Origin of the sequence: Nonomuraea sp. C10 (assembly GCF_008017515.1) — a bacterium.
In the GTDB taxonomy this organism is placed as follows: domain Bacteria; phylum Actinomycetota; class Actinomycetes; order Streptosporangiales; family Streptosporangiaceae; genus Nonomuraea; species Nonomuraea ferruginea.
Map to the genome: position 1 here is coordinate 5,178,287 of NZ_VPFF01000001.1, position 25,127 is coordinate 5,203,413.

At 70.9% G+C, this 25,127-nt stretch carries 24 protein-coding genes; 5 read left to right on the forward strand and 19 right to left on the reverse strand.

Features of this window, described 5'->3' with window-relative positions; translation table 11 throughout:
• Window positions 1–5: 5 nt before the first annotated feature.
• The 4 genes from FR742_RS23865 to FR742_RS23880 form a co-directional block, all read right to left on the reverse strand.
• Window positions 6–869 (reverse strand): sugar ABC transporter permease, encoded by an 864-nt coding sequence (locus tag FR742_RS23865; protein WP_261808710.1) that lies wholly within the window; start codon window positions 867–869, stop codon window positions 6–8.
• Window positions 866–1,867, reverse strand: a complete 1,002-nt coding sequence (locus FR742_RS23870) for a carbohydrate ABC transporter permease (protein WP_148033002.1) — start codon at window positions 1,865–1,867, stop codon at window positions 866–868. The genes FR742_RS23865 and FR742_RS23870 overlap by 4 nt, the downstream gene beginning before the upstream one ends.
• Before the next feature lie 2 nt (window positions 1,868–1,869).
• On the reverse strand, window positions 1,870–3,162 hold the full coding sequence (locus FR742_RS23875; protein WP_148033003.1) for an extracellular solute-binding protein: 1,293 nt from the start codon (window positions 3,160–3,162) through the stop codon (window positions 1,870–1,872).
• Window positions 3,163–3,399: 237 nt separating this feature from the next.
• Complete coding sequence (locus tag FR742_RS23880; RefSeq protein WP_148033004.1) at window positions 3,400–4,428, reverse strand: LacI family DNA-binding transcriptional regulator; 1,029 nt, start codon at window positions 4,426–4,428, stop codon at window positions 3,400–3,402.
• A gap of 343 nt (window positions 4,429–4,771) precedes the next feature.
• Between FR742_RS23880 and FR742_RS23885 the strand changes: the two genes are divergently transcribed.
• Complete coding sequence (locus FR742_RS23885) at window positions 4,772–6,463, forward strand: carbohydrate binding domain-containing protein (protein ID WP_187281278.1); 1,692 nt, start codon at window positions 4,772–4,774, stop codon at window positions 6,461–6,463.
• A gap of 105 nt (window positions 6,464–6,568) precedes the next feature.
• On the opposite strand, the gene FR742_RS23890 is transcribed toward FR742_RS23885, so the two are convergent.
• Window positions 6,569–6,910, reverse strand: a complete 342-nt coding sequence (locus FR742_RS23890; protein WP_222709036.1) for a hypothetical protein — start codon at window positions 6,908–6,910, stop codon at window positions 6,569–6,571.
• Between the two features lie 375 nt (window positions 6,911–7,285).
• Entirely contained in the window at window positions 7,286–7,636 is a 351-nt protein-coding gene (locus tag FR742_RS23895) for a helix-turn-helix transcriptional regulator (RefSeq protein WP_148033006.1), read from the reverse strand.
• A gap of 374 nt (window positions 7,637–8,010) precedes the next feature.
• Between FR742_RS23895 and FR742_RS23900 the strand changes: the two genes are divergently transcribed.
• Window positions 8,011–8,826, forward strand: coding sequence for a type II CAAX prenyl endopeptidase Rce1 family protein (locus tag FR742_RS23900; RefSeq protein ID WP_261808711.1), 816 nt, complete (start codon window positions 8,011–8,013; stop codon window positions 8,824–8,826).
• A 3-nt stretch (window positions 8,827–8,829) separates the two neighbouring features.
• On the opposite strand, the gene FR742_RS23905 is transcribed toward FR742_RS23900, so the two are convergent.
• Window positions 8,830–9,225 carry a MerR family transcriptional regulator gene (locus tag FR742_RS23905; RefSeq protein WP_148033007.1) on the reverse strand — a complete coding sequence of 132 codons (396 nt, stop codon included), beginning with the start codon at window positions 9,223–9,225 and terminating at the stop codon, window positions 8,830–8,832.
• 49 nt (window positions 9,226–9,274) lie between these two features.
• Here FR742_RS23905 and FR742_RS23910 point away from each other — a divergent pair, with 49 nt between their 5' ends.
• Window positions 9,275–10,321: an aldo/keto reductase gene (locus FR742_RS23910; RefSeq protein WP_148033008.1), complete on the forward strand. Its 1,047-nt coding sequence runs from the start codon at window positions 9,275–9,277 to the stop codon at window positions 10,319–10,321.
• Window positions 10,322–10,370: 49 nt separating this feature from the next.
• Here the strand turns inward: FR742_RS23910 and FR742_RS23915 are convergent, their stop codons facing one another.
• Together FR742_RS23915 and FR742_RS23920 are read right to left on the reverse strand one after the other, a co-directional pair.
• Complete coding sequence (locus FR742_RS23915; RefSeq protein WP_148033009.1) at window positions 10,371–11,123, reverse strand: SDR family oxidoreductase; 753 nt, start codon at window positions 11,121–11,123, stop codon at window positions 10,371–10,373.
• Window positions 11,124–11,137: 14 nt separating this feature from the next.
• Entirely contained in the window at window positions 11,138–11,632 is a 495-nt protein-coding gene (locus tag FR742_RS23920) for a carboxymuconolactone decarboxylase family protein (RefSeq protein WP_148033010.1), read from the reverse strand.
• A 175-nt stretch (window positions 11,633–11,807) separates the two neighbouring features.
• Between FR742_RS23920 and FR742_RS23925 the strand changes: the two genes are divergently transcribed.
• Window positions 11,808–12,743: an RNA polymerase sigma-70 factor gene (locus tag FR742_RS23925; RefSeq protein ID WP_148033011.1), complete on the forward strand. Its 936-nt coding sequence runs from the start codon at window positions 11,808–11,810 to the stop codon at window positions 12,741–12,743.
• Between the two features lie 14 nt (window positions 12,744–12,757).
• Here the strand turns inward: FR742_RS23925 and FR742_RS23930 are convergent, their stop codons facing one another.
• The 6 genes from FR742_RS23930 to FR742_RS23955 form a co-directional block, all read right to left on the reverse strand.
• Entirely contained in the window at window positions 12,758–13,912 is a 1,155-nt protein-coding gene (locus FR742_RS23930) for a C45 family peptidase (RefSeq protein WP_148033012.1), read from the reverse strand.
• Window positions 13,913–13,973: 61 nt separating this feature from the next.
• Window positions 13,974–15,584, reverse strand: coding sequence for an amidohydrolase (locus FR742_RS23935; protein WP_148033013.1), 1,611 nt, complete (start codon window positions 15,582–15,584; stop codon window positions 13,974–13,976).
• Window positions 15,560–16,414 carry a polysaccharide deacetylase family protein gene (locus FR742_RS23940; RefSeq protein ID WP_148033014.1) on the reverse strand — a complete coding sequence of 285 codons (855 nt, stop codon included), beginning with the start codon at window positions 16,412–16,414 and terminating at the stop codon, window positions 15,560–15,562. The genes FR742_RS23935 and FR742_RS23940 overlap by 25 nt, the downstream gene beginning before the upstream one ends.
• A complete protein-coding gene (locus FR742_RS23945; RefSeq protein ID WP_148033015.1) occupies window positions 16,411–17,637 on the reverse strand; it encodes a M20 family metallopeptidase in 1,227 nt (408 codons plus the stop codon). Before FR742_RS23945 ends, FR742_RS23940 begins: the two co-directional genes overlap by 4 nt.
• Window positions 17,634–19,067 carry a 4-hydroxyphenylacetate 3-hydroxylase N-terminal domain-containing protein gene (locus tag FR742_RS23950; protein ID WP_187281279.1) on the reverse strand — a complete coding sequence of 478 codons (1,434 nt, stop codon included), beginning with the start codon at window positions 19,065–19,067 and terminating at the stop codon, window positions 17,634–17,636. The genes FR742_RS23945 and FR742_RS23950 overlap by 4 nt, the downstream gene beginning before the upstream one ends.
• A gap of 5 nt (window positions 19,068–19,072) precedes the next feature.
• On the reverse strand, window positions 19,073–19,660 hold the full coding sequence (locus FR742_RS23955; protein WP_148033017.1) for a flavin reductase family protein: 588 nt from the start codon (window positions 19,658–19,660) through the stop codon (window positions 19,073–19,075).
• Window positions 19,661–19,760: 100 nt separating this feature from the next.
• On the opposite strand from FR742_RS23955, the gene speB reads away from it, so the two are divergent.
• Complete coding sequence (gene speB, locus FR742_RS23960; RefSeq protein WP_148033018.1) at window positions 19,761–20,732, forward strand: agmatinase; 972 nt, start codon at window positions 19,761–19,763, stop codon at window positions 20,730–20,732.
• On the opposite strand, the gene FR742_RS23965 is transcribed toward speB, so the two are convergent.
• The 4 genes from FR742_RS23965 to FR742_RS23980 are packed head-to-tail and all read right to left on the reverse strand — an operon-like array spanning window position 20,707 to window position 25,083.
• Window positions 20,707–22,335, reverse strand: coding sequence for an amidohydrolase (locus tag FR742_RS23965; RefSeq protein ID WP_148033019.1), 1,629 nt, complete (start codon window positions 22,333–22,335; stop codon window positions 20,707–20,709). The two genes, speB and FR742_RS23965, sit on opposite strands and share 26 nt — an antisense overlap.
• Window positions 22,311–23,414 carry an ABC transporter ATP-binding protein gene (locus FR742_RS23970; protein ID WP_148033020.1) on the reverse strand — a complete coding sequence of 368 codons (1,104 nt, stop codon included), beginning with the start codon at window positions 23,412–23,414 and terminating at the stop codon, window positions 22,311–22,313. The genes FR742_RS23965 and FR742_RS23970 overlap by 25 nt, the downstream gene beginning before the upstream one ends.
• Window positions 23,411–24,223: an ABC transporter permease gene (locus FR742_RS23975; RefSeq protein ID WP_187281280.1), complete on the reverse strand. Its 813-nt coding sequence runs from the start codon at window positions 24,221–24,223 to the stop codon at window positions 23,411–23,413. Before FR742_RS23975 ends, FR742_RS23970 begins: the two co-directional genes overlap by 4 nt.
• Window positions 24,220–25,083: an ABC transporter permease gene (locus FR742_RS23980; protein ID WP_148033021.1), complete on the reverse strand. Its 864-nt coding sequence runs from the start codon at window positions 25,081–25,083 to the stop codon at window positions 24,220–24,222. Before FR742_RS23980 ends, FR742_RS23975 begins: the two co-directional genes overlap by 4 nt.
• Window positions 25,084–25,127: the final 44 nt, after the last annotated feature.

Below are 25,127 nucleotides of genomic sequence, written 5' to 3' on the forward strand. Positions count from 1 at the left end.
CCGGCTCACGACTTCGTCGCGCCGCTGGTCAGCCCGGCGACCAGATGGCGCTGGACGACGAGGAAGACCGCCGCGGCGGGCACCGCGATCAGCACGGCGGAGGCGGTGAGCAGTCCCCAGTCGGACCAGTGCTGGCCGACGAACTGCTGCAGGCCCACGGCGAGCGTGCGCTTCTCCTCCTGGGACATGAACACGGTGGCGTACGCGACCTCGCCCCATGCGGTCATGAAGCAGTAGAACGCGGTGACGGCCAGGCTGGGCCGGGCCAGCGGCAGCACCACCCGCCAGAACGCGCCGAAGGGCGTGAGCCCGTCGATCAGCCCGGCCTGGTCGATCTCGCGCGGGATGGAGTCGAAGTAGCTCTTCATCATCCAGGCGCAGAACGGCACCGCGATCGTCATGTAGGCGATGATCAGCCCGGGGATCTGGTTCAGCAGTCCGAGCGCGGCCATCAGGTTGTAGAGCGGGACGATGAGGATGGCGACGGGGAACATCTGGGTGATCAGCAGCATCCACATGATCCCGCGCCGGCCGGGGAAGGCATGGCGGCTGAGCGCGTACCCGGTGGTCGAGGCGAGGAAGACGCCGAGGACGGTGGTGAGGCCCGCCGCCAGCACCGAGTTCACCAGCCACGTCAGGAACTCGGTCTCGCCGAGCACCCGCGCGTAGTTGGTCAGCGACGGCTGGTTGAAGATCTCCAGCTCGGCGGACAGCCATCCGTCGCGAGGCTTCAGCGACGTCAGCACCAGCCAGACGACGGGGAACAGCGAGACGGCACAGGCCGCGACGAGGGTCACGTGCAGCAGCACCGACGCGGCCGGGCTGCGCCTGGCGGCGCCCGGCGCGACCGGGCGGGTGTTCGCGGTCACCAGACCTCCCCTTGTCTGCGCAGCGCGCGGCGGTAAACGGTGGCGAGTACGACGAGCAGGGCCAGGATGATCACGCCCCAGGCCGCCGAGCCGGAGTAGTTGCGCACCCCGGTGAACGCCTCCCTGAAGGCGTAGGTGACGAGGATCTCCGTCTCGCTGCCGGGACCGCCCCGCGTTATCAGGAAGATCACGGGGAACATGTTGAACGTCCAGATGGTGCCCAGCAGCACGACCGTCGCCGAGACCGACCGGAGCATGGGCAGCGTGATGTGACGGAAGCGCTGGAAGGGTGTCGCGCCGTCGACCGCGGCGGCCTCGTACAGCTCGGACGGGATCGACTGCAGGCCGCCCAGCAGGGCCACCATCATGAACGGCACGCCGACCCAGACGTTGACCGCGATCACCGCGAGCTTGGCCGTGACCGGGTCGTCCAGCCAGCCGACCGCGCCGAGCCCGGCCGCCCTGAGCATCGCGTTGATCACGCCGAAGTCGCTGTTGAACAGGTAGCGCCAGATGAAGGCGGCCACGAACCCGGGGATAGCCCACGGCAGGATCAGCAGCACCCGGTAGAGCGAGCGGAACCGCAGCCGGCGGTGCAGCAGCATGGCCAGGCCCAGGCCGATGCCGTAGTGCAGGACGACGCAGGACACCGTCCAGATCGCCGTCCAGGTGAGCTTCTCCCAGAACAGGCCGCTGGAGAGGATGCCGACGTAGTTGTCCAGGCCGACGAACTCGTAGGTGGCCGGGATGACGTTGACGCCGATCGTCCGGCCGACGTTGGCCTCCGTGGCGTCCGTCAGGGACAGGTAGACGCCGCGCAGCAGCGGCCAGCCGATCAGCACGGTGACGACGATCATCACCGGGGCGACCATCGCCCAGGCGTACCAGTGCCGGGACAGGGCCCGCCGCAGCGGGCCTTGGTCGCGGCCGGCCCGGCGGCGGCCGCGGTCGGCGCTGTCCCTGGTCGTGCTCCTCGCACGTCCAGTCGAAACGGCCACGGTCAGCTCCAGGCCTTCATGATCGTCTGGAACTTCTCCTCGGCCTTGGTCAGCGTCTCCTCGGGCGTGGCGCCGCCGACCAGTTCCTGGTAGCTCTCCAGCAGCGGCTGGAAGAGCTGGCCGCCTTCGGGGATCCACGGGCGCGGCACCGCGGTCTCCATGATCGGCTTGAAGATCGACACGTCGGTGTTGGCCTTCACCCTCGGGTCCTCGAAGCTGGAGGTGCGGGCGGGCAGCAGGCCCAGTTCGGCGGAGACGGTGGCGAGCGAGGAGGACGAGCTCATGAAGCGCAGGAACTCGTACGACGCCTCGATGTTCTTGGATCCGGCGTAGATCGCGAGGTTCCAGCCGCCGGTGGGGGCGCCCGCCTTGGCGGAGCCTGCGGGCACCGGGGCGATGCCGAGGTTCTCCTTGTCCGCGAACTCCTTGCCCTGGTAGACCTCCGACAGCGACCAGGGGCCGTTGTAGATCATCGCGGTCTTGCCGTCCTTGAGCGCGGTCATCGCGTTGGCGTAGCTGTCCTGCAGCGCGGGCTTGGCCGCCGCACCCGAGGTGATGAGGTCCTGCAGGGTGGCCATGGCCTTGACGTTCTGCGGGGAGTTGACGACGACCTGCTTGTTCCGCACGTCGAGGAGGTCGCCGCCCTCGCCGTAGATGAAGGGCAGCAGGAAGTAGCCGTCCACGTTGAGCGCCAGGCCGTTGGCGCCGGTCTTGGACTTGACGTCCAGGGCCGCCTGCTTGAGCTCGGGTACGGTCGCGGGCGGCTTGTCGTGGCCGGCCTCCTTCAGCAGCCGCTTGTTGTACAGCAGGGCGAGTGTGTCGGTCACCTGCGGGACCGCCCACGTCTTGCCGTTGTACTTGGTGCTGCTCAGCGGGCCGGGGAGGTAGTCGGCCTCGTCGTCGACGGCGCGGGTGCCGTCGAGCGGCTGGAGGTAGCCGAGTTCGGCGAACTGGGACGTCCAGGCGACCTCGGAGCGGATCACGTCAGGGGCGCCGGTGCCGGCCTGGGCCGCTGTCTGGAACTGGTTCTGCGCCTGGTCGGAGGGGACGTTGACGTACTTGATCTTGATTTTGGGGTACTTGGCCTCGAACTCCTTGATCAGCTTCTGGAATGTCGGGCCCTCGCTGTCCGGGCGGACGGTGTCCCACCACGTGATCTCGCCGCTGATCTGGCTCGGGTCGGCGGGGGCCGAGCCGGTCGGCGCGGCGGAGGATGTGCCGTCGCCGCCGCCGCACGCGCCGACCGCGAGCGCGAGCGCCGCGACCATCGTCACGGCCGAAAGGGCTTGCCGCATCTCTGTCTCCTCGTAGGAAGCCGAAGGGGGACACGCCGCGGGAGACCTCGCCCGCCGGGGTCCTCGGAAGTGAGGTGGACGTTACGCGCCTGCAAGCTTCATTGAAAGACTTTGCAAAGAAGGATCACTTTTTCGTTATCTTTGCAAGGAGACAGCCAGCCGTCACTCTGGGTGACGACACCTGGACAGCAGGTCTCCTGATCCGAGCACCTGCCGGAGGAAGGGCTGCCGCGGGAGTCAGGAGGTGGGGACGACGGGCGTGCGGATGGGGGCCGTCGAGCGGCGGACGACCAGCTCGGGGCGGTGCAGCAGCTCGCCGCGGGGCGCGGGCACGCCGCCGATCTCGTCGAGCAGGCTGCTCACCGCGTTCAGCGCCATCTCGCGCACGGGCTGCCGGATCGTCGTGAGCGGCGGGTCGAGGTAGGCCGTCATCGGCGTGTCGTCGAAGCCGACCACCGACACTTCCTCCGGCACGCTCAGGCCCAGGTTGCGGGCGCCCCTGATCGCGCCGATGGCCATGATGTCGCTGCCGCAGCAGATGGCCGTGCACCCGCGCTCGAGCAGTTGCTGGGCCGCGGACTGGCCGCCCTCCACGGTGTAGAGCGTGTTGACGACCAGGTCGGAGACGTCGGTGACGCCGGCGTAGTTGGCCATGGCACGGCGGTAGCCCTCCGTCTTACGCATGGTGGGCACGAAACGCTCCTGGCCGATCGCCAGGCCGATGCGCCGGTGGCCGAGGGAGACCAGGTGGGCGACGGCCATGTCGAGCGCGGCGACGTCGTCGTTGGAGATGAAGTGAGCCTGGATGTCGGGGCGGTAACCGTTGATCAGCACCATGGGCAGGCCCAGCTCGGTCAGATGCACGTAACGCGCGGCGTTGGAGCGGGAGTCGGCGTGCAGCCCGTTGACGAAGATGATGCCCGCGACACCGCGCTCAAGTAGCAAAGCGGTGTAGTCGTCCTCGGTGACGCCGCCCGGCGTCTGCGTGCACAGCACGGCGGTGTAGCCGGACAGCACCAGGGCGCTCTCGATGACCTGCGCGAACGCCGGAAAGATCGGATTGCTGAGCTCGGGGAGGATCAGGCCGATCAGGCCGGTGTGGATCTGCCGGAGCTTGGCCGGGCGCTCGTAGCCGAGCACGTCGAGTGCGGTGAGGACGGCTTGCCTGGTGCCGGGCGCCACGCCCGGTTTGTCGTTGAGCACCCGGCTCACGGTGGCCTCACTCACGCCCGCTTGGGCGGCGATGTCGGCGAGGCGCATGGTCATGGCAGCCAATTTACCGTTCTCCGTCTCCTCCCAGGACCGTGGCTGCGGGCGCTTCGGCCAGCAATGCGTTGCAAGCTCTTGCAGACACTTCGCCGTGGAGGCAGGTCACTCTTGAAAAGTCTGCAAACTATTGCAAGGACCTTGGCCGCCGAGTAACTTCCAGGCAACACCGAGGAAACCCGAACGCGGAGGTTCTGATGGTGCCTCTCCCCCATGGGCGTGCCAGAGCACCGCCGGGCCCCTCGGTCCGCCACAAAGCAGCCCTCAAAGCAAGACGGGCCGGGTGTTGGCCCACCCAGCCCGTTGACGGGAACCCCATCCTCACGTTTCTGGAGATCCCCGCATGAAACTCTACAAAGCAATCGTCGCCACCGCATTAGCGGCGGCGAGCAGCATCGCCGTGCCCGTGCTGGGCCAAGCCCCCGCCCACGCCGCCTCCGGCGTCGGCGTCATCGCCAACCTGTGGAGCTGGAACTGGAACTCGGTGGCCAGGGAGTGCACGGAGGTGCTCGGCCCGGCCGGGTACGGCGCGGTGCAGGTCTCACCGCCCCACGACTCGATGACCAAGGGCGGCACGGTCTGGTGGGACATCTACCAGCCCGCCCGCTACGAGCTGACCAGCAAGTTCGGTGACGAGGCCGCGTTCAGGCGCATGGTCGACGCCTGCAACGGCGCCGGCGTGAAGGTCCAGGTGGACGCGGTCATCAACCACATGACCGGCCAGGGCGCCACCAGCTACGGCGGCTACGGCTTCAGCAAGTACAACTATCCGGGGCTCTACTCCTCCCAGGACTTCCACCAGCCCACCTGCCAGATCAACCAGGGCGACTACCGCAACGACGCCTGGCGGGTCCAGAACTGCGAGCTGGTGAGCCTGTCGGATCTGAACACCGGGTCCGAGTACGTCCGGGGCAAGATCGCGGACTACCTGAACAAGCTGACGTCGCTCGGCGTGTCCGGCTTCCGCATCGACGCCGCCAAGCACATCCACCCCGGTGACCTGTCCGCGATCAAGTCCAGGCTCGTCGGATCGCCCTACATCCACCAGGAGGTCATCCAAGGCGACCAGGAGGCCGTCCAGCCGAGCCACTACACCGGCGTCGGCGACGTCGACGAGTTCGTGTACGGCCGCAAGCTGCGGGAACAGTTCACCGGCCAGATCAAGAACCTGCGGACCTTCGGCGAGAGCTGGGGTCTGTCGGTGCCCGGCGACAAGGCCGTGGTGTTCGTCGACAACCACGACACCGAGCGGGGCGGCTCCACGCTCACCTACAAGAACGGCGACACGTACAAGCTGGCCAACTTCTTCATGCTGGCCTGGCCGTTCGGCACCCCCCAGGTGTACGCCTCGTACACCTGGAACAACAGCGAGGCCGGGCCGCCCTCGGCCAACGGCGGCCACGCCACCGACGTCAACTGCTCCAACGGCCAGTGGACCTGCTTCAACCGGCAGGTCGCCGGCATGGTGGGCTTCCACAACGCCGTCAAGGGCACCGGCGTCGCCAACTGGACCGACAACGGGAACAACCTGATCGCCTTCAGCCGCGGCGACAAGGGCTGGGTCGCCATCAACAACGAGGGCGGCTCCATCACCCGGACCTTCACCACCGGCCTGCCCGCCGGGACGTATCCGAACGTGGCGGGCGGCGGCACGGTGACGGTCGACTCCGGCGGCAGGGCGACGGTCACCGTGCCCGGCAAGAGCGCGGTCGCCGTCCACACCGGCTCGACCCCTCAGCCGGGTGACAAGGAAGCCACCGTCTACTACAAGACGAGCTGGGCCACGGCCAACATCCACTACGGCATCAACGGCACCTGGACCACCGTCCCAGGCCTGCCCATGGAAACAGCCTGCGCCGGCTGGAAGAAGAAGACCATCAACCTCGCCAACGCCACCACCCTCAAGGCCGCGTTCAACAACGGCGCCGGAACCTGGGACAACAACAACGGCAACGACTACACCCTCACCACCGGCACCTCCACCGTCAAGGACGGCGTCGTGACCCCCAACGCCGCCGACCCCTGCGGAAGCTGATTCCCCCGCCTGTTCCGCGACGGGTGTGGCGGGGGCTCCCCGACGAGGCTGCCCCCGCCACACCAGGGTCTGACCCGGTCAGAAGGCCGACGCGCCGACCGGCCGTCAGGTCACTCGACCATGATGTGATGGGCGGCCTTGGCCGGGCCGGGCCGCGGCGTCCCCTGACCACAACGCGAGGTAGCTGTACCTGCCGGCGATGGCGGGCATGTCGGTGAACGTGTACGTGCCGTCCTTCTGCGTCGTCACGCCGGCGATCGGCTCTTTCGTCCCGTGGACCAGGCGCCGGGTCACCGCGAGCGGCTTGAGCCCGGGCGCCTTGCCGTCGGTACCGGTGAGCCGCCCCTCGACGGTGACCGGCGAGCAGGACGTCGAGCCGGAGCGGGCGCGAGCCGACGGCGGCTGAACCGGCGGCATCTGTTCGGCCGGAAGTGAGCGTACTGTCACCTTTCGGATGCATGAAGTGATGACCCCGTCTTGGGATTCCTGTGACGGGAGCATCACTTTCTGTGCACTCTGGCGGAATGCAACTACTGGTGTGGTTCGCCATCGTCATGGCCGTCGTCTACCTGGGGTCCTGCTACTTCCACCCCTATATGAAGTGTCCGCGCTGCAATCGCTCAAAAGAGTCGCATTCGACCACTTTCAAGGGGGCTTTCGGTAAATGCCGGGCGTGCGGCGGGGCCGGGCATTCGGTGAGGTTCGGGGCGAAAATCCTCGGCCGGAAGTGACTGTTCCGGAGTCCGGCCGACAGTCGTCTCCAATCCGCGGCGGTGGCGGGCCTCGCCTGCCACCGTTCCGGCACGGAGTCCGGGATCGCGGCTACCGGGGAGGGTCGGGCGCCAGGCTCCCGTCGGGGGCGATGTGATCGAAGATCTGGCGGATCAGGGTGACCACATGAGGGTCCTCCACCGCGTACAGCGTCCGGCGGCCGTCCCGGCGTGCGGTGATGAGGCCGGCCAGGCGGAGCTTGGCCAGGTGCTGGGAGACCGTGGCGATGCCGATGCCCACGTGCGTGGCCAGCGTGCTGACGTCGTAGGAACCGTGGGTGATCAGCCACATCAGGTGCAGCCGGACCGGGCTGGCCATCAGGGCGAACGTCTCGGCCGCCGCCCTCAGCTGCGCGGGGGTCGGGTGCTCGGCGCCGGGTGAACCCGGTGTGGAGGTCGGCATGGCCTCTCCATTGTCCCGCGCCTCCGGCCTGCCTCCACGTTTCGACACTTGCGCGATTTCCGAAATGTGTGGAAGAGTGAAGCCGCTCCGAAGGGGAGTAGCCCGCGACGCCCGCACGTCGACACGCTGAGAACCTCGCGTTCTCCGGCGGCGGGGACCGGTCACCGGCCGGTGGGCGAGACCTTCGGCCACGCAGTCATGCCTGGCCGAGTCTCCCCGTGGGTCCCGGCCGGGTCGTCCACCGCCCGGGAAGGACTCCTCCACTTGGCTCCCTCCAAGCCGCCCCAGCCGTCGAACTGCGGCACGGACAGCACCATGAAGACCTCGACGTCGCGGCTGCCGGCCGACGCCCGCTCCCCCAAGGCGAGCAGTTGGTGACCGACCCGGCCCTCCCCCTGGCGCGGGCACGGGCCTTCGCCGACGACCCCCTGAGAAACGGAGACGTCTTCGTGCTGTCCGACCTTCTGTCCTACGGCGTACGGATCCTGCCCGGACTGCTGCTGATCGGCGCGTGCTTCGCGCTGGCGCGCGCCGAGCGGGACCCGCTCCTGCGCATCATGACCCTCGTCCTCGGCTTCGTGCTGATCAGGGATGCGATGACACCGCTCGGGTTCTGGCGGCTCGGCGTCGCGGGAGGGGCGCCCTGGCTGCGCTTCACCGACGAGGCGGGCATCCTGCTGCTGTTCGCCGTGGGTACGGTGGTGCTGACCGCCGCCGTGCTGACCCTGGATGGCGAGCTGCGCTCGCTGGTGCGGTGGGGCCGGTTCACCCCGGCCGCGCTCGCGCTGGGGATCGGCGGCGGCGTCCTGGCCGCCGCTCCGGTGCTGCTGCTGTCCTTGGCGACACCGCCGGCGGATCGGGGCGGCGCGGTCGCGGTCACGCTGCTGCCGGTGCTGCTGCTGTTCAGCCTGGCGGGCAACCTCGCCGAGGAGGTGCTGTTCCGCGGGTTCCTGCAGGGCCGGCTGGAGCAGCACACCGACGGCGTCCGGGCGGCGTTGCTGTCGGCCCTGCTGTTCGCCGCCTGCCACGTCTTCCTGGCCTCGACCGTGACCGACGTCGGCTGGCCGCTGCTGGCCTTCACCCTGTACGAGGGGCTGATCTGCGCCTTCCTGCGGCTGCGGTCAGGCGTGACCGCAGCCGCCCTCGCCCACGGAACCGGGATCTTCCTGCTGGCCGGCGCGCTGGTCTGAGCCTCAGGGCGCGCAGTCGGGGACGGTGTCCCGCAAGCCCAGCCGGCCCTCGTAGATGGCCACCTTGTGGGTTATCAGCTTGAGTGACTCGTCGAGTTCGTGCAGCTGGGCGAGCACCCGTTCCCGATGTCCGCGCAGCACCTCCAGCCGTTCCGCCTCGTTGCCCTGGCCCGCTCTGACGAGCTCGGTGTAGCGCCGGATGTCGGTCAGGGGCATGCCGGAGGCCCGCAGCCGGACGCACACGCCCAGCCAGTCGACGTCACCCTCGTCGTAGACCCGGTGTCCCGCGGTTCCCCGCCGTACCGGCTGGGCCAGCAGCCCCTCTCGCTCGTAGAACCGGAGGGTGTGCACGCTGAGCCCGGTGCGTTCGGCGACCTGGCCGATGCTCAATCCCGACATGCGGCTCAGTTTGACCTAGAGTCGGCTCTAGCTTCTACGGTTCCGAAGTATGAGATATCGCATCCTCGGCGGCACCGGCATAGAGGTCAGCACCCACTGCCTCGGCACCATGATGTTCGGCTCGGCCGGCAACCCCGACCACGATGACAGCATCCGCATCATCCACACCGCCCTCGACCAGGGGATCAACTTCATCGACACCGCCGACATGTACTCGGCGGGCGAGTCCGAGGAGATCGTGGGCAAGGCGCTGCAGGGCCGGCGGGACGACGTGGTGCTGTCGACCAAGGTGCACTTCCCGATGGGGGAAGGGCCCAACCGGAGCGGCAACTCGCGGCGCTGGATCATGCGCGCGGTCGAGGCGAGTCTCAAGCGGCTGCGCACCGACTGGATCGACCTGTACCAGATCCACCGCCCCGACCACCGGACCGACATCGAGGAGACCCTCTCCGCGCTGACCGATCTCGTACGGCAGGGCAAGATCCGCGCCTTCGGCAGCTCGGCCTTCCCGGCGCACGAGACGGTCGAGGCCTACCATGTGGCCCGGCAGCGCGGCCTGTACCGGTTCCGCACCGAGCAGCCGCCGTACAACATCCTGGCCCGCGGCATCGAGGGCGACGTCCTGCCCACGGCGCAGCGGCTCGGTATGGGCGTGCTCACCTACAGCCCGCTGGGCTGGGGGTTCCTGACCGGCCGTTACCGCAAGGGACAGGTCGACCTGTCGCAGGGCCGCGCGGCGCGCGCGCCGGAACGGTTCGACCCGTCCATCCCGGTCAACGCGGCCAAGCTGGAGGTCGTCGAGGAGCTGGTGAAACTGGCGGACGAGCTCGGCCGCACCCTGCCGGAGCTGGCCGTCGCCTTCGTCGTGTCACACCCGGCGGTCACCTCGGTCATCCTCGGCCCGCGCACGATGGAGCAACTGGAGGGCTTGCTGAAGGGCGCCTCGCTGGTGCTCGACGACACCGTGCTCGACCGGATCGACGAGCTCGTGCCGCCCGGCACCGACGTCTACCCTCCTGTCGCTCTCTGGAGTCCCGCGCCCCTGACCGACCCCGCGCTGCGCCGCCGCCCGCCCGGCGACCGCTCCGCGAGCTGAGCCTCCGGTCCCGGGGAAGCCGGGACCGGGTCACAAGGTCGAGGTCGGCTCAGGGCTGGATGTCGAGCCACTCCTGGAAGGTGGGCCCGGCCAGTTTGGCGTGCGGGCCGGGCAGGAAGGCGCCGTCGGCGGCGAGCCCGGCATCGGGCATGCCGGACCCGTCGACGCCGACGACCTGGACGCCCCGGCGGGCGCCGAGGAGCCGGGCCGCCTCCGCCATGGTCTCCTTGCGGGGTCCGGCGATCTCGGGGATCGGTGTTCCCGGGGCATCGGGGGCGGTGGCCAGGTCGGCCAGTTCCTCGGCCACGGTGCGGCAGGCGACGAGCTGGGTGGGCAGGGCCGGGATGTGGGCGACGTCGCCCTCCTGCCAGTCCAGCAACTGGCCGATGAACTCGTGGAACTGCGCGGCCCGCAGGATGCGGACGGGGAGCGGGCCGGACAGCAGCAGTTCCTCGTGCGCCTTCTTGGCGGCGAGGAAACCGGCGGTGGCCTGGTCGGCGCCGATGATGGACGCCATGGCGATCCGGGCTACGGCCGCCTGCTGACCGTACTCGTGGAGATTACGGGCCGAGGTGCGGAAGAACTCCGTCGCCGCCTCCTGCTCGGAGGCGTGCCACGAGGCGACGTCGATGATGACGTCCACCCCGGTGAGCGCCTCGGCCAGGCCCTGACCGGTGATGACGTCCACGCCGGTGGCGCGGGACATCGGCACGACCTGGTGCCCCCGTTCCGTGAGGACGTCGACGACGTGGCGGCCCAGCCGCCCGGTCGCCCCTGCCACCGCGAACGTGGTGATGCTCATGCTGGGCGCCTCTCTTACTCGCTGTAGTTCTGGCCGGGGGGCATGCCGGGGATCGGCTTGGCGATGAGGGCGGCGGGGGTGAAGAAGCCGATGTGGGCGAGCGCCATGATGAGCGACCACATCGCCTTGTCGTCGTAGTGCGCCGACGCCCTGGCGTACAGCTCGTCGGGGACGCGCTCACCGGACGGGTTCGGGGTGAGGACCGCCTCCACGAGCTCCAGAGCGACCCGTTCGGCGTCGGTGAAGCAGGTGGCGTCGTGCCAGGTGGCCATGGCGGTGATGCGCTCCTCCGGTTCCCCGATCCTGCGCAGGTCGCCGGTCTCTCTGGTGGTGAAGTACGTGCTGCCGAGGATCTGCCCGGCGCGAAGGTGCAGCAGGTGGATGGTGGTCTGCGGGATCGCGCTGTTCCGGAGGGCCTTGTGCAGACCTTCGCCGACTTCCGCCAGCTCGGGGAGGAAGGGCAGAGGGCTGGGCATGCGCGACCGCCGGCCGGTCGTGGGCGTGGACATGGGGAAGACTTCCCTTCTCGTCGTGGTGCCGTACGGATCACGAGACGCCGGCGCCCTGATCCCCGTAACAGCGCGGCTCTGTGACGTAGGACACCTGCCGTGGCTGTTACGCAGCGACGGGGAGCGACGTCTTGTGCGTGTGGCAGTGCTGAGAACGACCGGGCAGGAGCCGGACATGAGCGAGCGCGAAGGAAGGGCGGACCCGGCCGGGCCGCTCGATCGGGCCGGCCGCGTGGACTCCGCCACCGAGGCGTTCGTCGCCCATCGCAACCTGCTGTTCACCGTCGTCTACGAGATGCTCGGCTCGGCCGCGGACGCCGAGGACGTCCTGCAGGAGAGCTGGCTGCGATGGGTGGACGTCGATCTCGGCACCGTGCGGGAGCAGCGTGCCTACCTGGTGCGGATCGTCACCCGGCAGGCGCTGGACCGGCTGCGTGCGCTCGGTCGGCGCAAGGAGTCCTACGTCGGGCCGTGGCTGCCCGAGCCGTTGCTCACCTCGCCCGACGTGGCCGAGGACGTCGAGCTCGCCGAGAGCGTCTCGATGGCGATGCTGCTGGTGCTGGAGACGCTTCAGCCGACCGAGCGGGCGGTGTTCGTGCTGCGCGAGGTGTTCGAACTGGACTACGACGAGATCGCCGAAGCCGTCGGCAAGAGCCCGAACGCGGTCCGCCAGATCGCCTACCGGGCGCGGGCGCACGTCGCGGCCCGCCGGCCCCGCGGCATCGCCTCCCCGGCCGAGACCCGAGCCGCGCTCCAGGCCTTCAAGCGAGCGGTCGAGACCGGCGAGTTGCAGAGCCTGCTCGACGTCCTCGCGCCGGACGTCGTCGCCCTGAGCGACGGCGGCGGAGTCAGGCATGCCCTGCCGCGGCCGGTTGTGGGGATCGGCAACGTGGCTCGCCTGCTGGCCGCCGGCTGGTGGAAACGCGACGCGGAGAGGTCGGTCGAGCTGGTTCAGATCAATGGCGGGCCCGGGCTGCTCGTACGGGTCGACGGCGAGATCGACGGGGTGGTGGCAGTGCGCGTGGAGAACGGCTACGTCACCGGCGCCTACCACGTGCGTAATCCCGAGAAGCTGTCGCGTGTGGAGCGGGAGACCGCCGTGACCCGCTGAGCGACTCCATGGACCTATGGCGTGAGCAGCGGCGACGGCTTGTCGAGGAGGCCGTCGAAGGTGAGCGGGCGGTGCGGGTGCCGGCAGGGGTTGCCGTCGCTGAGCCAGACGGTCCGCTCGTCCAGGTCCATGATCACGGACGTGACGGTCGCCCACCGCTCGTCCGCGCCGGCTCGTACGTCCGGGTGGGAGCAGACGGAGTACGGATAGTCGGCGTGGTCGCTGAGGGCTTCGCGCAGCGAGCCGACGGTGGCCGGCCGGTCGGCCGCGGAGATGGCGGCCTGGACGCGCTGGAGACGGACCAGGCTGTCGGCCATCGCGTAGAGGGAGACGTCCGTCACCTCCCGGAGCGGTGACAGGAAGTGGTTGGTGTGGACGAGGGCGCCGTCGGCCGGCAGCAGGGGATACACCTGACTGTGGTCGCCGGGGGCGGTCTCCAGGTTGATCGCGGTGCCGTCCCGGTGGGCCAGCAGGTAGTTGGCGGAGGAGGAACGCCAGTGGCGCTGGACCACGTTGGCCGCGTCGGTCAGCGTGTGGCAGTCGGCCAGCGCGCGCAGCACCACGTGGTACGGCAGGCCCGGCTCGCCGCGGTCGGCCGAGGTGACCAGCGCGTTGGTGGCGATGGCGAGCCCCGAGGAGTTCATGCTCGTCTTGGCCAGCAGCCCGGCCTCCACGACGGTGACGTAGTTGGGGGCGTCGTCCTGCTCCACCTCCAGGACGACCACCGTGTCGAAGCCGTGCACGAGCCAGTCCCAGTTCTGCCCGGCCAGGGTGTGGCGGCCGGCCGTACGGCTGGGCAGGAGCGCGAAGGAGCTGCACTCGCGGGCGTGCGCGGCCCGCAGCGACGCGGCCTGGCGGGCGGTGGCGGCCCACATCACCTCGGTGCGCGCGTTCATGGTGAGGACGTCGGCGAAGGAGAGCCGGGCGCCGTCGGCGATGCCGCGCATCTCCTCCGCGTACGCGGGGAACACCGCCGCGATCGCGGCCTCCAGCGGCGCGGCGGCCGCGACCGCCTGCTCCCAGCTCAGGCCCGCCGACCGCGCGAAGGCCGTCTCGTAGCCGGCTCTGCTGCGGTGGACGCGATCGCGGGCGGCGTCTCCGTAGAGGCGGCCGCGCTCGTACGGGCCGCCGCTCACCCGGATGCGGGGGTATCGCGGTGTTTCGGGCATTATGCGCTCCATGCTTCGGGCTCTGTCGGTGAGGTGGGTCAGGGCTTCGGGGGCGCGCCCGTCACCCGGCGCCCGTCACCCAGCGGCCGGCGATCATCGTGGCGTTCGGCGTGGTCGCCGCGAGCTCGGCCGGGCGCAGGTCGCTCAGGTCCGTGGTGAAGTGGACCAGGTCGGCGTACTTGCCGGGGGTGATCGAACCGATGACCCCGTCCAGGCCCAGGGCCTCGGCGGCGAGCAGCGTGTGCATCCGCAGCGCGTCGCCGAAGCCGAGCCGCTCGTCGGCGCCGATCACGGTGCCCGACTCCGTCTCCCGTCCCATGGCCGAGGCGATGGTCCGGATGGGCCGGTAGTTGGAGACGAAGGCGTCGCTGGACAGCACGGTCAGGATCTGCCGGTCCAGCTCGGACCGCAGGGGCTGCAGCCGGTGCGTGCGGTCGCCGAGGGTGGCCAGCAGTTCGTCGCCGCTCTCGGTGAGGAAGTTCGGCTGGTTGACCGGGATGACGCCCAGGTCGGCGATGCGGCCCAGCTGTTCCCAGGTCGGCCCGCCGCAGTGCTCGACGCGGTGCCGGCCGGTGCCGCGGCCGGCCTCGATGGCCTGGAGGGCGTACTCGATGCCCAGGTCGCCCTGGGCGTGGATGCCGACCTGCCAGCCCCTGGCCATCGCGTCGGCCACCAGCTCGCGGAGTTGCCCGGGCTGCCAGAACAGCTGTCCCCGGGTCAGCGCGTCGTTCGAGTAGCCGCCGCTGAACAGGGCTGTGCCGCTGGTGAGCGCGCCGTCGGAGTAGAACTTCATGGCGCCGATGCGGAACCAGTCGTCGCCGATCCCGCTGGACAGCCCCGCCTCGCTCAGCGCCGGGAGGTTGCTCGACAACGGCATGGCCACGACGCGCACCCCGAGCCGGCCGGCGCGCCGCGCCCGCAGGTACGTGCTCATCTCGCGCCTGGTCACCTGCGGATCGCAGACGGTCGTGATGCCGGCCGCCTGGTAGGCGCGGACGCCCACTTCCAGCGCGTGGTCGAGGTCCTCAGGGGTGGCGTCGAAGTGGAAGTTGGGGCCGTGGCAGGCGATGTCGACGGCCCGGGGGAAGACGAGATCGAGGGCGGCGTCGACGCAGTAGCCGCGGGCGCGCCCCGTCTCGTCCCTGTCGAAGTAGCCTCCCGTGGGATCGGTCCCGGTCGCGCCGCCGGCCATCGCGAGGGCGACCGAGTTGACCACCGCGCTGTGCCCGGACTTGTGGAAGACGATCACGGGGTGGTTCGGGCTGACCGCGTCCAGGTCCGCGGCCGTGGGCAGGCGGTCCTCCGGATACTTGGCGACGTCCATGCCGGAGCCGCGCACCCACGTCCCGGCCGGCTGGGCGAGGGCCGCCTCCCCCACCGCGCGGGCCAGGTCCGCGATGGAACGGACCGCCGGGTAGCCGGCGTCCACCCCGGACATGGTCTCCCCGGTGGCGAGCAGGTGGTTGTGCGGGTCGACGAAGCCCGGGGTCAGACAGCCGCCGCCCAGGTCGACGACCTCGTACCGGGCGCCGGGCAGCGCCGCGCGCACCGCCTCCAGCGTGCCGACCGCCGCGATGCGCGAGCCGCGGACGGCCACCGTGTCGGCGGTCCCTGCCGCCACCTCCGGCGACACCACCGAGGCGCCGGTCAGCAGCACCGTCTCGTCATCCATCGGGTCACCTCCTGGTCGAGCAGATGGGCGGCCAGTTCGCCCATCGTGGGGAGCCACACCTCGCCGAGCTCCTCCGCGGTCTCGATCAGCCGGGTCAGCAGCGCCACCCGGGACGGCCGGCCCACGAGCTGCGGGTGGAGCACCATGGTCGTCACGCCGCCGAGAGCGTGGATGGCCCGCAGCTCGTCGGTCCAGATGCGGGCGATCTGGTCGTTGGCGAGGAACTGCCGGTAGTTCGGCGGGCTGTTGGCGAACAGCAGGTGGGGGCCGTCGTCGAGAGCCCAGTGCGTCGGAATCTCGGCGACCGGGCCGTGCTCGCCGCGCACGACGTACGGGCGGACGGCGTCCATGAAGTTGGACGAGAACGTGCAGCCGATCTCGGCGAGGACGTCGCGGGTGTGCTCGGTGACGTCGTACAGCGGCGCCCGGTAGCCGCGCACGGGCGTGCCGCTCACCTGCTCCAGCGTGTCCTTCACGGTACGCAGCAGCGCCGCCTCGGCGGGACGGGAGCGGTCCGGCAGCGGGTTGTGGTCGGTGCCGTGCATGGCGATCTCGTGCCCCTCGGCGACGATCTTCCCGATCGCCCCCGGCGCGTCCGCCGCGACGTCGGAGGGCACGAAGAACGTGGTGCGGATCCCGTGCTCGGCGAGCAGCCCGAGCACGAGGTCCAGCCCTTGGCCGAGGTCGTAGTCGCCCGAGGAGAGCACCGCCGGCCGGGCGGCGTTCCCCGGGTCCTTGGAGGTCCACATGGTGTGGGCGTCCAGGTCGAAGGTCAGGCACAGCGCGCTGCGCTGGCCGGGCGGGTACGCGGGCGAGCTCCGCTCGGTCATGACTCTCCAGAGAGGTACTGGCGTGCGGAATCGCACAGGATGTCCACGAGCGCTTCCAGCTCGGCGAGCCGGACGTGCTCGTCGTCGGTGCCCATCGTGGCCGGGTCGGGCCCGATCACGCAGGCGGGCACGCCCGCGTGGCGCCACAGCCGGGCGTCGGTGCAGCCGATCCCGGTGGAGGGGACGGGCCGGTGGCCGGTGCGCCGGGTGACGGCCTCGGTCACGGCGGTGACGATGTCCGCGTCCTCGCCGGTGGAGTTGGCCGGTCCGCGGCCGAGGACCTCGACCCGGGCGCCGGCCTCACGGGCCAGCTCCTCGACGCGGCCGAGCAGGTCCTGCGGGTCGACCGTCTCGGGCACGCGCAGGTCGACGCTGAGCCGGCAGTCGGCCGGGCGCATGTTGACCGCCAGGCCGCCGCGGACGGTGCCCAGGTTGAGCGAGACCTCGCGGACGATGCGGGCGGCGCCGTCGCCCAGCAGCCGGTCCATCGCCTCGTCGCGGGCGCCCGGCGGCGGGTGCGCGGCCGCGAGCCCGCGGTTGACCTCGGCGACGAGGCCGGCCACCCGCCGGGCGAATCCGGCGGCGCGCAGGATCGCGCCCTCCCCGGCGCCTGGGTACGCGGCGTGCATGCTCTGGCCGGGCACGTGCACCATGAGCCAGAGGTAGCCGCGTTCGGCCACCCGCACCAGGCCGAGAGACGACGGCTCGGTGCTGACCAGCGCGTCGCCGAGCAGGTCGGGCCGGCGCCTGAGCAGGCCGCGCGCGCCCAGCGGGCCGAAGGTCTCCTCGTCGCACACCAGGACCAGGGAGAGCCGTCCCGGCAGGTCGCCGGCGCTCTCCCGCAGCCGGCGGGCGGCCACGAGGAACGCCGCGACCCCGCCTTTCATGTCGACCGCTCCCCTGCCGTGCACCCGGTCCGCGACCCGCCGGGGGCGGGACGGCGGGCCGGAGGCGGGGAACGTGTCGAGGTGCCCGTTCCACACCAGGTGCCGGCCGTCCCAGTCGGTGGTCCCGAGCACGTCCACGACGATGTTGCGGCGGCGCGCGGCCGGCCGGTCCAGCCGGTGCGGCAGGCCGGCGCGGTCGCAGTACGCGGTCACGACCCCGGCGACGTCGCGCACGTCGCCGGGCGGGTTCGGGCTGGGCGCGGCCAGCAGGTCGAGGACGAGCGTGCCGAGCTCGTCCCGGAGGGCCGCGCCCGCCGCCGTCGGCGGTGCGGTCATCGGGCCGCGCTGATGTCGACGCCCAGGTGGTCGAGCACGAAGTCCCGCCACGGCCTGCGGTACGGGGAAGCGTAGATCCGGGCCCGCATGGCGGCCGGGGGCGTGGCGTTGACGTTCTCGAACAGGGCGACGCGCATGGCGTTCGCGCCGCAGGTCAGGTCCCAGACGAAGTTGAACACCCGGTTCTTGGCCTCGGCGCTGACGCCCGTGCCGGGGAGGAACTCCGTGAGCATCTCCCCCACCGAGCCGTCGGCGAACTGCCGCTCGGAGAAGCGGCTGATCAGGCCCTGGCCGGAGATCTCCCGCAGCAGCTGCAGCATCCGCGGGTAGTTCTCGACGGAGTGCAGGCGCCCCGCGGTGACGTACCGCTCGGCCGGGACCAGGACGCCGTTGGCGTAGGCGGCGGTGTCCTCGGCGGCGAGCACGTGGGCGCGCAGCCCGGTGGCGTAGGCGCTGATCTCGGAGACGGCGTCGCGCACCTGCGGGATGTTCTCCGTGCCCAGCACCTCGACGATCGCCTGGGCGGCGCCCGCGAGGATCTCGGACTTGTAGGACAGCCGGGCCAGGATGTGCCAGAGCGCGAGGGCGCCCAGCTCGTGGTACAGGCCCAGCATCTCCTCGTTGCGGAAGGAGAACACGTGCTCACTGGGCACGAAGACCCGGTCGAAGACGAGCAGGGAGTCGGGCTCCTCGCCGCGCACGTCCAGCGGGTGCTCGTCGGTGGTGCCCGGCATGATCACCGGTTCCCTGGCCACCATCGTGAGGCCGGGCGCGTTGAGCGGCACGTAGCAGAACAGGTTCGCGTCGGGGTCGGCGCCCGGGGTCAGCAGCGTGACGACGGTGCCAACGTGGGAGTGGACGGCCCCGGAGGCGCACGGCTTGGCCCCGTACAGGACCAGCCCGTCCTTGCGCTCCTCGACGCAGCGGAGCCGGCCGGGCTTCTGCGCGGTCGGCACCGACCGGTCCGACTGGACGTCGGCGACGATGTCGGCGCTCATCGCGTTGTTGGCCCGGCCCCAGTCGATGAACGCGTCGATGTTGCGCGCCCACTCCTCGCTGCTGGGGGCGATGCGGTCGGCGACCGAGAGCAGGCCCAGCGCGTTGAACGAGCCGTAGTCCGGCGGCCGGCCGAACACCCCGAAGGTGTGGTAGGTGGACAGCCGGGCCAGCTCGCGCCGGGCGACCAGGTCGTCCTTGGTCCGGGGCACCTGCCAGGCGCGGCTGGCCGGCTTCCCGGTCTCCTCGTCCTGGTACGTGGCGATCTCGGCCGTCCCCGGCCGGTGCTGCATGTCGTAGAGGGCGGCGACGGTGTCCACGGCGTCCCTGAACTGCGGGTGCGTGGTGACGTCGGACACCCGTGAGCCGTCGGAGGCCAGCACGACGCGGCCGTCGCGCAGGCTCGCCCGGTACTCGTCACCGGTCTTGAGCATGGTCATCAACCTTCGATGGGGTCGTCGGGGAGACGGTAGAAGTCACGGTCGTAGTAGAGGAGCGGCGGGAGGGCGGCGTCGCCCTCGCGGACCCGCTCCACCCGGGCGAAGAGCACGTCGTGGTCGCCCACGGTCACGACCTGCGAGATGGCGCAGTCGAAGTGGGCGAGCGCGCCGTGCACCGACGGCGCCGGCGGGACGGCGGCGCCGTCGTGCGGATCCCAGCGCCGGTTCGGCGCCGGATGGGGGATGCCGGTCTCCCCCAGTCCCTCGGCCTCCGGGGAGAAGGACTCCAGGAACTTGGGGGCGCCGGGCGCGGCGGCCGCGCGGGCGACGTGGACCTGGCCGGCCGACAGCACCGAGACGCCCACGCGGCCGTGCAGCCGCGCGGCCCGCATGACCGCCGTGTGCGAGAACAGGCAGATCGACACGATCGGCGGGTCGAGGGTCACCGACGAGAAGCTCGACGCGGTGACGCCCCACGGGCGGCCGGACACGAACGAGGTCACGACCACGACGGTGGCGGGAACCCGGCGCAGCACGCTGCGGACGGAGTCGCGGAGACCCGTTTCTGCAGTGTGACTGAAACTCATGCAGTTATACTACAGATCGCGTATCCTGAGCGCAATGTCCCCGGCCACCGCAGCGCGGCCGGGACCGGAAGCAGTGCTCTCCCTGAACGGAAAGAACGGAATGGAAACCAACCGCCCCGTCGGGCCGGTGTCCGGCACCGAGGTCCCGCGCTACGCCGGGCCCGCCACCTTCGCCCGCCTGCCCCGTACCGACCAGGTCGGCAAGGCCGACCTCGCCGTCATCGGCGCGCCGTTCGACAGCGGCGTCAGCTACCGTCCGGGGGCGCGGTTCGGCCCCTCCCACATCCGTCAGTCCTCCCGGCTGCTGCGGCCCTACAACCCGGCTTTGGACCGTTCCCCGTTCGGGGTCGTGCAGGTCGCCGACGCCGGTGACATGGTCATCAACCCGTTCGACATCACGGACGCCGTCGGGCAGATCCAGGAGCAGGCCGGGGCGCTGACCGGCGCCGGCACGCGGCTGGTGACCCTCGGCGGTGACCACACGGTCGCGCTGCCGCTGCTGCGTGACCTGCACCGCCACCACGGCGAGCTGGCGGTGCTGCACTTCGACGCGCATCTGGACACCTGGGACACCTACTTCGGCGCGCCGGTCACCCACGGCACGCCGTTCCGGCGGGCGTCCGAGGAAGGGCTGCTGGACCCCGAGGGCTGCCTGCACGTCGGCATCCGGGGGTCCGTGTACGCCAAGGAGGACCTCACCGACGACGCCCGGCTCGGGTTCCAGCAGCTGACCAGCCGCCAGTTCGCCCACGAGCGGCTCGACACGCTGATCGAGGTCATGCTGCGGCGGCTCGGCGACCGTCCGGTCTACGTCTCGGTGGACATCGACGTGCTCGATCCGGCGCACGCGCCCGGGACCGGGACCCCGGAGGCCGGCGGCCTGTCCAGCCGGGAGCTGCTGGAGCTGCTGCGCGCCCTCGACGGGCGCAACGTGGTGGGCGCGGACGTCGTCGAGGTGGCGCCGGCCTACGACCACGCGGAGCTGACCGGCGTCGCGGCCAGCCACGTCACGTACGAGCTGCTGACCGTGATGGCCGGCGGCCACGTCAGCGACACCACTCCGGCCCGCTGACCTCGACGTCGTGGCCGGCGTACACGGGTGCGCCGGCCACGAACGTGGCCGCGACCGGCGCGCCGAGCCGGGCTTCGAGCCCTTCCTGCCGCCGGGGGTCGGCGTCGAGCACCGCGAAGTCAGCCGGGGCGCCCGGCCGCAGCGCGCCGGCCGGGCCGGACCCGGGGCGCACCGACGCCGACCCCCGCGTGTACAGGCGCAGCGCCTGTACCGGAGTGAGTCGCTCCTGTTCACCGAGCACCTCCCCCTCCCTGGACCGTCGCGTCACGCAGCTCCACATGCCCTGCCAGGGGTCGGGGCCCGCGCACGGGTAGTCCGACGAGCCGCCCACCGGGACACCGGCGTCGACGAGCGTCCGGTGCCGGATGAGCCGTCCCATCCGGGCGCGCCCGTAGGTGTCCGCGAGCCGCTCTCCGTGCTCATGGATGTACGAGCCGAACGGCACGACGCCCCAGCCCTGGCGCCTGATCACCGGCACCTGGTCGTCGCGGACGACGCTGCCGTGCTCGATCCGCCCGCGCAGCCCGGTCCGCTCCGACGCGCGCAGCAGCACGTCGATCGCCGCGTCGCCGTTGGCGTGCACGGCGAGGAGCAGGCCGAGGGAATCGGCCAGCCGCAACTCCCGCGCGACGTCGTCGGCGGTGCGCAGCTGTTGCGGGTCACCGTCCGGCACGGGCTCGCTCAGCAGGCACGTCCCGCCGTTGAGCGCGCCGTCCACGAACGACTTCAGCCCGATCAGGCGCAGCCGGGGCCCGCCGCGCTCGGCCAGCCGGCGCGCCAGGTCCGGATCGCCGACGGGCGCCAGCGCCGAGTAGCGCGGCGAGGCGCCTTCGGCCTGGATCCGTTCGAGCAGGTCCCATCCGGTCTCGCCGCACAGCGCCTCGGTCAGCGCCGTGACGCCGCGGCTCAGGTAGTCCCGCTGGATCCGCCGCAGCGCCGCGAGGCGGTCCTCGAAACCGGCCAGGGCGACCCGGCCGGGGTGGCGGGCGAGGGCCGGCTCCATGATGTCGAACATCGCCTGCTCGAAGACGCGGCCGGTGGCCAGACCGTCGGCCCCGGTCTCCACCCAGCCGTTCGCCGGCACCTCCGCCTCGATCACCGCGCCGGTGTCGTCGGCGAAGCCCATGCGGGCCAGGCCGGCCGTGTTGGCGTAGCCCCAGTGGCCGTTCGCGTGCACCACCACCAGCGGGTCCGCCGGGCACAAGCGGTCGAGCAGGCGCCGGTCCACCGCGGCGCCGCCGCACCGCTCCTCCAGCCAGCCCACGAGTTTCACCCAGCCGTTGCTGCGGCCCGCCCGGCCCACCGCGGCGGCCACCCGACGCGGATCGCGCTGGTCGCGCGGTGACAGGCTGACGTGGCACAGCTCGTCGGCGGCGATCGTGGGATGGCAGTGCGCGTCCTCCAGGCCGGGGATGACCCAGCGGCGGCCCAGGTCGACCACGTCGGCGTCCGGCCACGCGCCGGACAGCTCGCCGAACGGGCCGACCGCCGCGACCCTGCCGCCCATCACGGCGAGCGCGTCCGCGGGGCGGCCCGGCCAGCCCGCCTCCGGCAGGACGGCGCGGGCCCGGAACAGGCTTACCCGCCCGTCGGTATCAGCCATGCGTTGCTCGCAGAGAACCGCAGGCCGACCGTGTCCCCCACCCCGGGGATCCCGGTCATCTCACCGCCCGTCCGCACGGTCACGTCGCGGCCGGTCTCCGTCGTGACGATCACCCGCTGCTCGGAGCCCAGGTAGACGACCTCGCGCACGGTGGCCCGGCAGGCCGCTTCCGCGTCGTCGGCGGGGAGGACCTTGACGTCCTCCGGCCGGAACATCACGCAGTGCTCGTCCCCGGACGGGGCTTGCTTGCCGCCCGGCCAGTCCGGCAGCGGGATGCGGCACTCCGGGGTCGCCAGGGCGGTGGCGCCGTCCTGCTCGACGAGCTTCCCCTTGATCAGGTTGCTGTCGCCGAGGAACTCCGCGACGAACCGCGTCGCGGGCCGGCGGTAGAGCTCGTCGGGCGTACCGACCTGCTCGATCCGGCCCTGGTCGAAGACGACCACGCGGTCCGAGAGCGCCATCGCCTCCTCCTGGTCATGGGTGACGAACAGGAACGTGATCCCGACCTCGCGGTGGACGCGCTTGATCTCCAGCTGGAGCCGCTGGCGCAGCTTCTTGTCGAGGGCGCTCAGGGGCTCGTCCATCAGCAGGATCGGCGGGTCGAATACCAGCGCCCTGGTCAGCGCGACGCGCTGCTGCTGGCCGCCGGACAGCTCCCGGGGACGGCGCTTCTCGAAGCCGGTGAGGTTCACCATCTCCAGGGCCGCGCGCACCCGCTCGCGGATCTGGTCCTTCGGGTACTTCCGCTCGACCAGTGGGAACGCGACGTTGTCCCAGACGGACATGTGCGGGAACAGCGCGTAGTTCTGGAAGACCATGCCGAGGTTGCGCTGGTGCGGGGGCAGGTCGGCGATGTTCCGGCCGTGCAGGACGATCTCCCCCGCCGTCGGCGAGATGAAGCCGGCGATCATGTTCAGGGTCGTGGTCTTGCCCGAACCACTGGGGCCGAGGAAGGTCACGAACTCGCCGCGGCGGATCTGGAGATCGACGCCGCTGACGGCCGCCGTGTCGGTGCCGGGGTACTGCTTGGAGACACCGCGCAGCTCCAGGGCCAGGTCGGTGTCCACTGCAACGGTCATCGCTTTGACCTTCCGTCGGAGCTGCTGGAGAAGAGGAACTTCGTCGAGACGAGGATGAGCACGGTGCTGACCAGGAGGATCAGGGTCGAGGCCGCGGCGATGGTCGGGTTGATGTCCCGCGTCACGCTGGAGTACATCTCGACCGGGAGCGTCCGCAGGCCAGGGCTGACGATGAAGAGCGAGACGACCACCTCGTCGAACGAGGTGACGAACGCGAACAGCCCGCCGGCCAGCATGCCCGGGGCGATCAGCGGCAGCGTCACGCGCAGGAACACCCGGTGCGGGCGGGCGCCCAGCACCTGGGCGGCGCGCTCCAGCTGGCCGTCCACCACCCGCAGCGCGCTGCCCACCGTGATCATCACGTACGGGACCGCGAGGACGCAGTGCGCGGCCACGAAGCCGGGCACCGTGCCGATCAGCCCCCAGCGCAGGAACATCGCGTAGACCCCGATGCCCAGCACCACGATCGGGACGACCAGCGGGGCGATCCCCACCATCTCCAGCAGTCCGCGGCCCCGGAACCGCCCGCGGACCACGGCGAACGCGCCGAGCGTCCCGATCACCACGGAGATGACCATCACCAGGACGGCGATCAGGAGGGACGACCGGAGCGCGTCGATCCAGACCGGGTTCTGGAAGAACTCCTGGTACCAGCGGAGCGAGTAGCCGGACGGCGGGAAGGTCAGCGTGCGCTCGGAGGCGAAGCTCATCGGGATGACGACGAGCGGCGGCGCCGTCATCCAGATGGCCACGATGGCGGCCATGAGGTAGAGCCAGCGCGGCCGGCTCCTGGTCTCCGTGCTGGTCATTTCTTGTCCACCGTTCCGCCGAAGGCCTGCTGGACGTTGACGACCCGGCTCATGAGGCCGACGAAGACGAGGGTCAGCACGGCGAGCACCACGGCCATGGCGCCGCCGCTGGCCCAGTCGAGCCGCTCGGTGACCTGCCGGACGATCAACTGGGACATCATCGAGTTCTGCGGCGAGCCGAGGATCACCGGCGTGATGTAGAAGCCGAGCGCGAGGATGAAGACGAGGACGCTGCCGGCGAACAACCCTGGCAGGCTCTGCGGGAAGTACACCCGCCAGAAGGCCCGGAAGGGCGTCGCCCCCATCGACTGGGCGGCCAGCAGGTCGGAACGCTCGATCTTCTGGAGGTTGTTGTAGAGCGGCAGCACCATGAAGGGCAGCAGGATCTGCGCCATGCCGATGACCACGCCCGTGGTGTTGCGGATCAGGTCCACCTGCCCGAGCCCGATCGCGGCCAGGACCGCCTTGAACGGTCCGGTGTCCTGCAGGAGCACCAGCCACGCGTACGTACGCACCATCAGGCTGGTCCAGAACGGCAGCAGCACGAGCACGAGCAGCGCCCGGCGCAGCCGCGGGCCGGCCAGGGTCATGAGGTACGCGTACGGATACGCGAACAGGAGGCACGCCACGGTGCAGATGACCGCGACGAAGAACGTGCGGAACAGGATCGTGCGGTAGGCGGGCGTGCCGAGGAAGTCCCCGTAGCTCTGCAACGTCAGCGCGCCGTCCGCGTCGAGGAACGAGCGCCGGACCAGTTCCAGGACCGGGATGGCGAAGAATGCGACGAGCAGGACGAGCAGGGGGATCGCCAGGTGGATCCCCCGTAGTCGCCGGGCCGTCTGCTGGGCGAGCTTCAGCATGCCGTGGTTCCCGCTCCTGTCGTGCTTCGGTCGGCCATGGGACA

Excerpts from the sequence above, each read along its gene's own strand:
- FR742_RS23875 (WP_148033003.1), bottom strand. The coding sequence starts at position 3,162 with ATGCGGCAAGCCCTTTCGGCCGTGACGATGGTCGCGGCGCTCGCGCTC.
- FR742_RS23880 (WP_148033004.1), bottom strand. The coding sequence starts at position 4,428 with ATGACCATGCGCCTCGCCGACATCGCCGCCCAAGCGGGCGTGAGTGAG.
- FR742_RS23885 (WP_187281278.1), top strand. The coding sequence starts at position 4,772 with ATGAAACTCTACAAAGCAATCGTCGCCACCGCATTAGCGGCGGCGAGC.
- FR742_RS23895 (WP_148033006.1), bottom strand. The coding sequence starts at position 7,636 with ATGCCGACCTCCACACCGGGTTCACCCGGCGCCGAGCACCCGACCCCC.
- FR742_RS23905 (WP_148033007.1), bottom strand. The coding sequence starts at position 9,225 with ATGTCGGGATTGAGCATCGGCCAGGTCGCCGAACGCACCGGGCTCAGC.
- FR742_RS23910 (WP_148033008.1), top strand. The coding sequence starts at position 9,275 with ATGAGATATCGCATCCTCGGCGGCACCGGCATAGAGGTCAGCACCCAC.
- FR742_RS23915 (WP_148033009.1), bottom strand. The coding sequence starts at position 11,123 with ATGAGCATCACCACGTTCGCGGTGGCAGGGGCGACCGGGCGGCTGGGC.
- FR742_RS23920 (WP_148033010.1), bottom strand. The coding sequence starts at position 11,632 with ATGTCCACGCCCACGACCGGCCGGCGGTCGCGCATGCCCAGCCCTCTG.
- FR742_RS23925 (WP_148033011.1), top strand. The coding sequence starts at position 11,808 with ATGAGCGAGCGCGAAGGAAGGGCGGACCCGGCCGGGCCGCTCGATCGG.
- FR742_RS23930 (WP_148033012.1), bottom strand. The coding sequence starts at position 13,912 with ATGCCCGAAACACCGCGATACCCCCGCATCCGGGTGAGCGGCGGCCCG.
- FR742_RS23935 (WP_148033013.1), bottom strand. The coding sequence starts at position 15,584 with ATGGATGACGAGACGGTGCTGCTGACCGGCGCCTCGGTGGTGTCGCCG.
- FR742_RS23940 (WP_148033014.1), bottom strand. The coding sequence starts at position 16,414 with ATGACCGAGCGGAGCTCGCCCGCGTACCCGCCCGGCCAGCGCAGCGCG.
- FR742_RS23945 (WP_148033015.1), bottom strand. The coding sequence starts at position 17,637 with ATGACCGCACCGCCGACGGCGGCGGGCGCGGCCCTCCGGGACGAGCTC.
- FR742_RS23950 (WP_187281279.1), bottom strand. The coding sequence starts at position 19,067 with ATGCTCAAGACCGGTGACGAGTACCGGGCGAGCCTGCGCGACGGCCGC.
- FR742_RS23955 (WP_148033017.1), bottom strand. The coding sequence starts at position 19,660 with ATGAGTTTCAGTCACACTGCAGAAACGGGTCTCCGCGACTCCGTCCGC.
- speB (WP_148033018.1), top strand. The coding sequence starts at position 19,761 with ATGGAAACCAACCGCCCCGTCGGGCCGGTGTCCGGCACCGAGGTCCCG.
- FR742_RS23965 (WP_148033019.1), bottom strand. The coding sequence starts at position 22,335 with ATGGCTGATACCGACGGGCGGGTAAGCCTGTTCCGGGCCCGCGCCGTC.
- FR742_RS23970 (WP_148033020.1), bottom strand. The coding sequence starts at position 23,414 with ATGACCGTTGCAGTGGACACCGACCTGGCCCTGGAGCTGCGCGGTGTC.
- FR742_RS23975 (WP_187281280.1), bottom strand. The coding sequence starts at position 24,223 with ATGACCAGCACGGAGACCAGGAGCCGGCCGCGCTGGCTCTACCTCATG.
- FR742_RS23980 (WP_148033021.1), bottom strand. The coding sequence starts at position 25,083 with ATGCTGAAGCTCGCCCAGCAGACGGCCCGGCGACTACGGGGGATCCAC.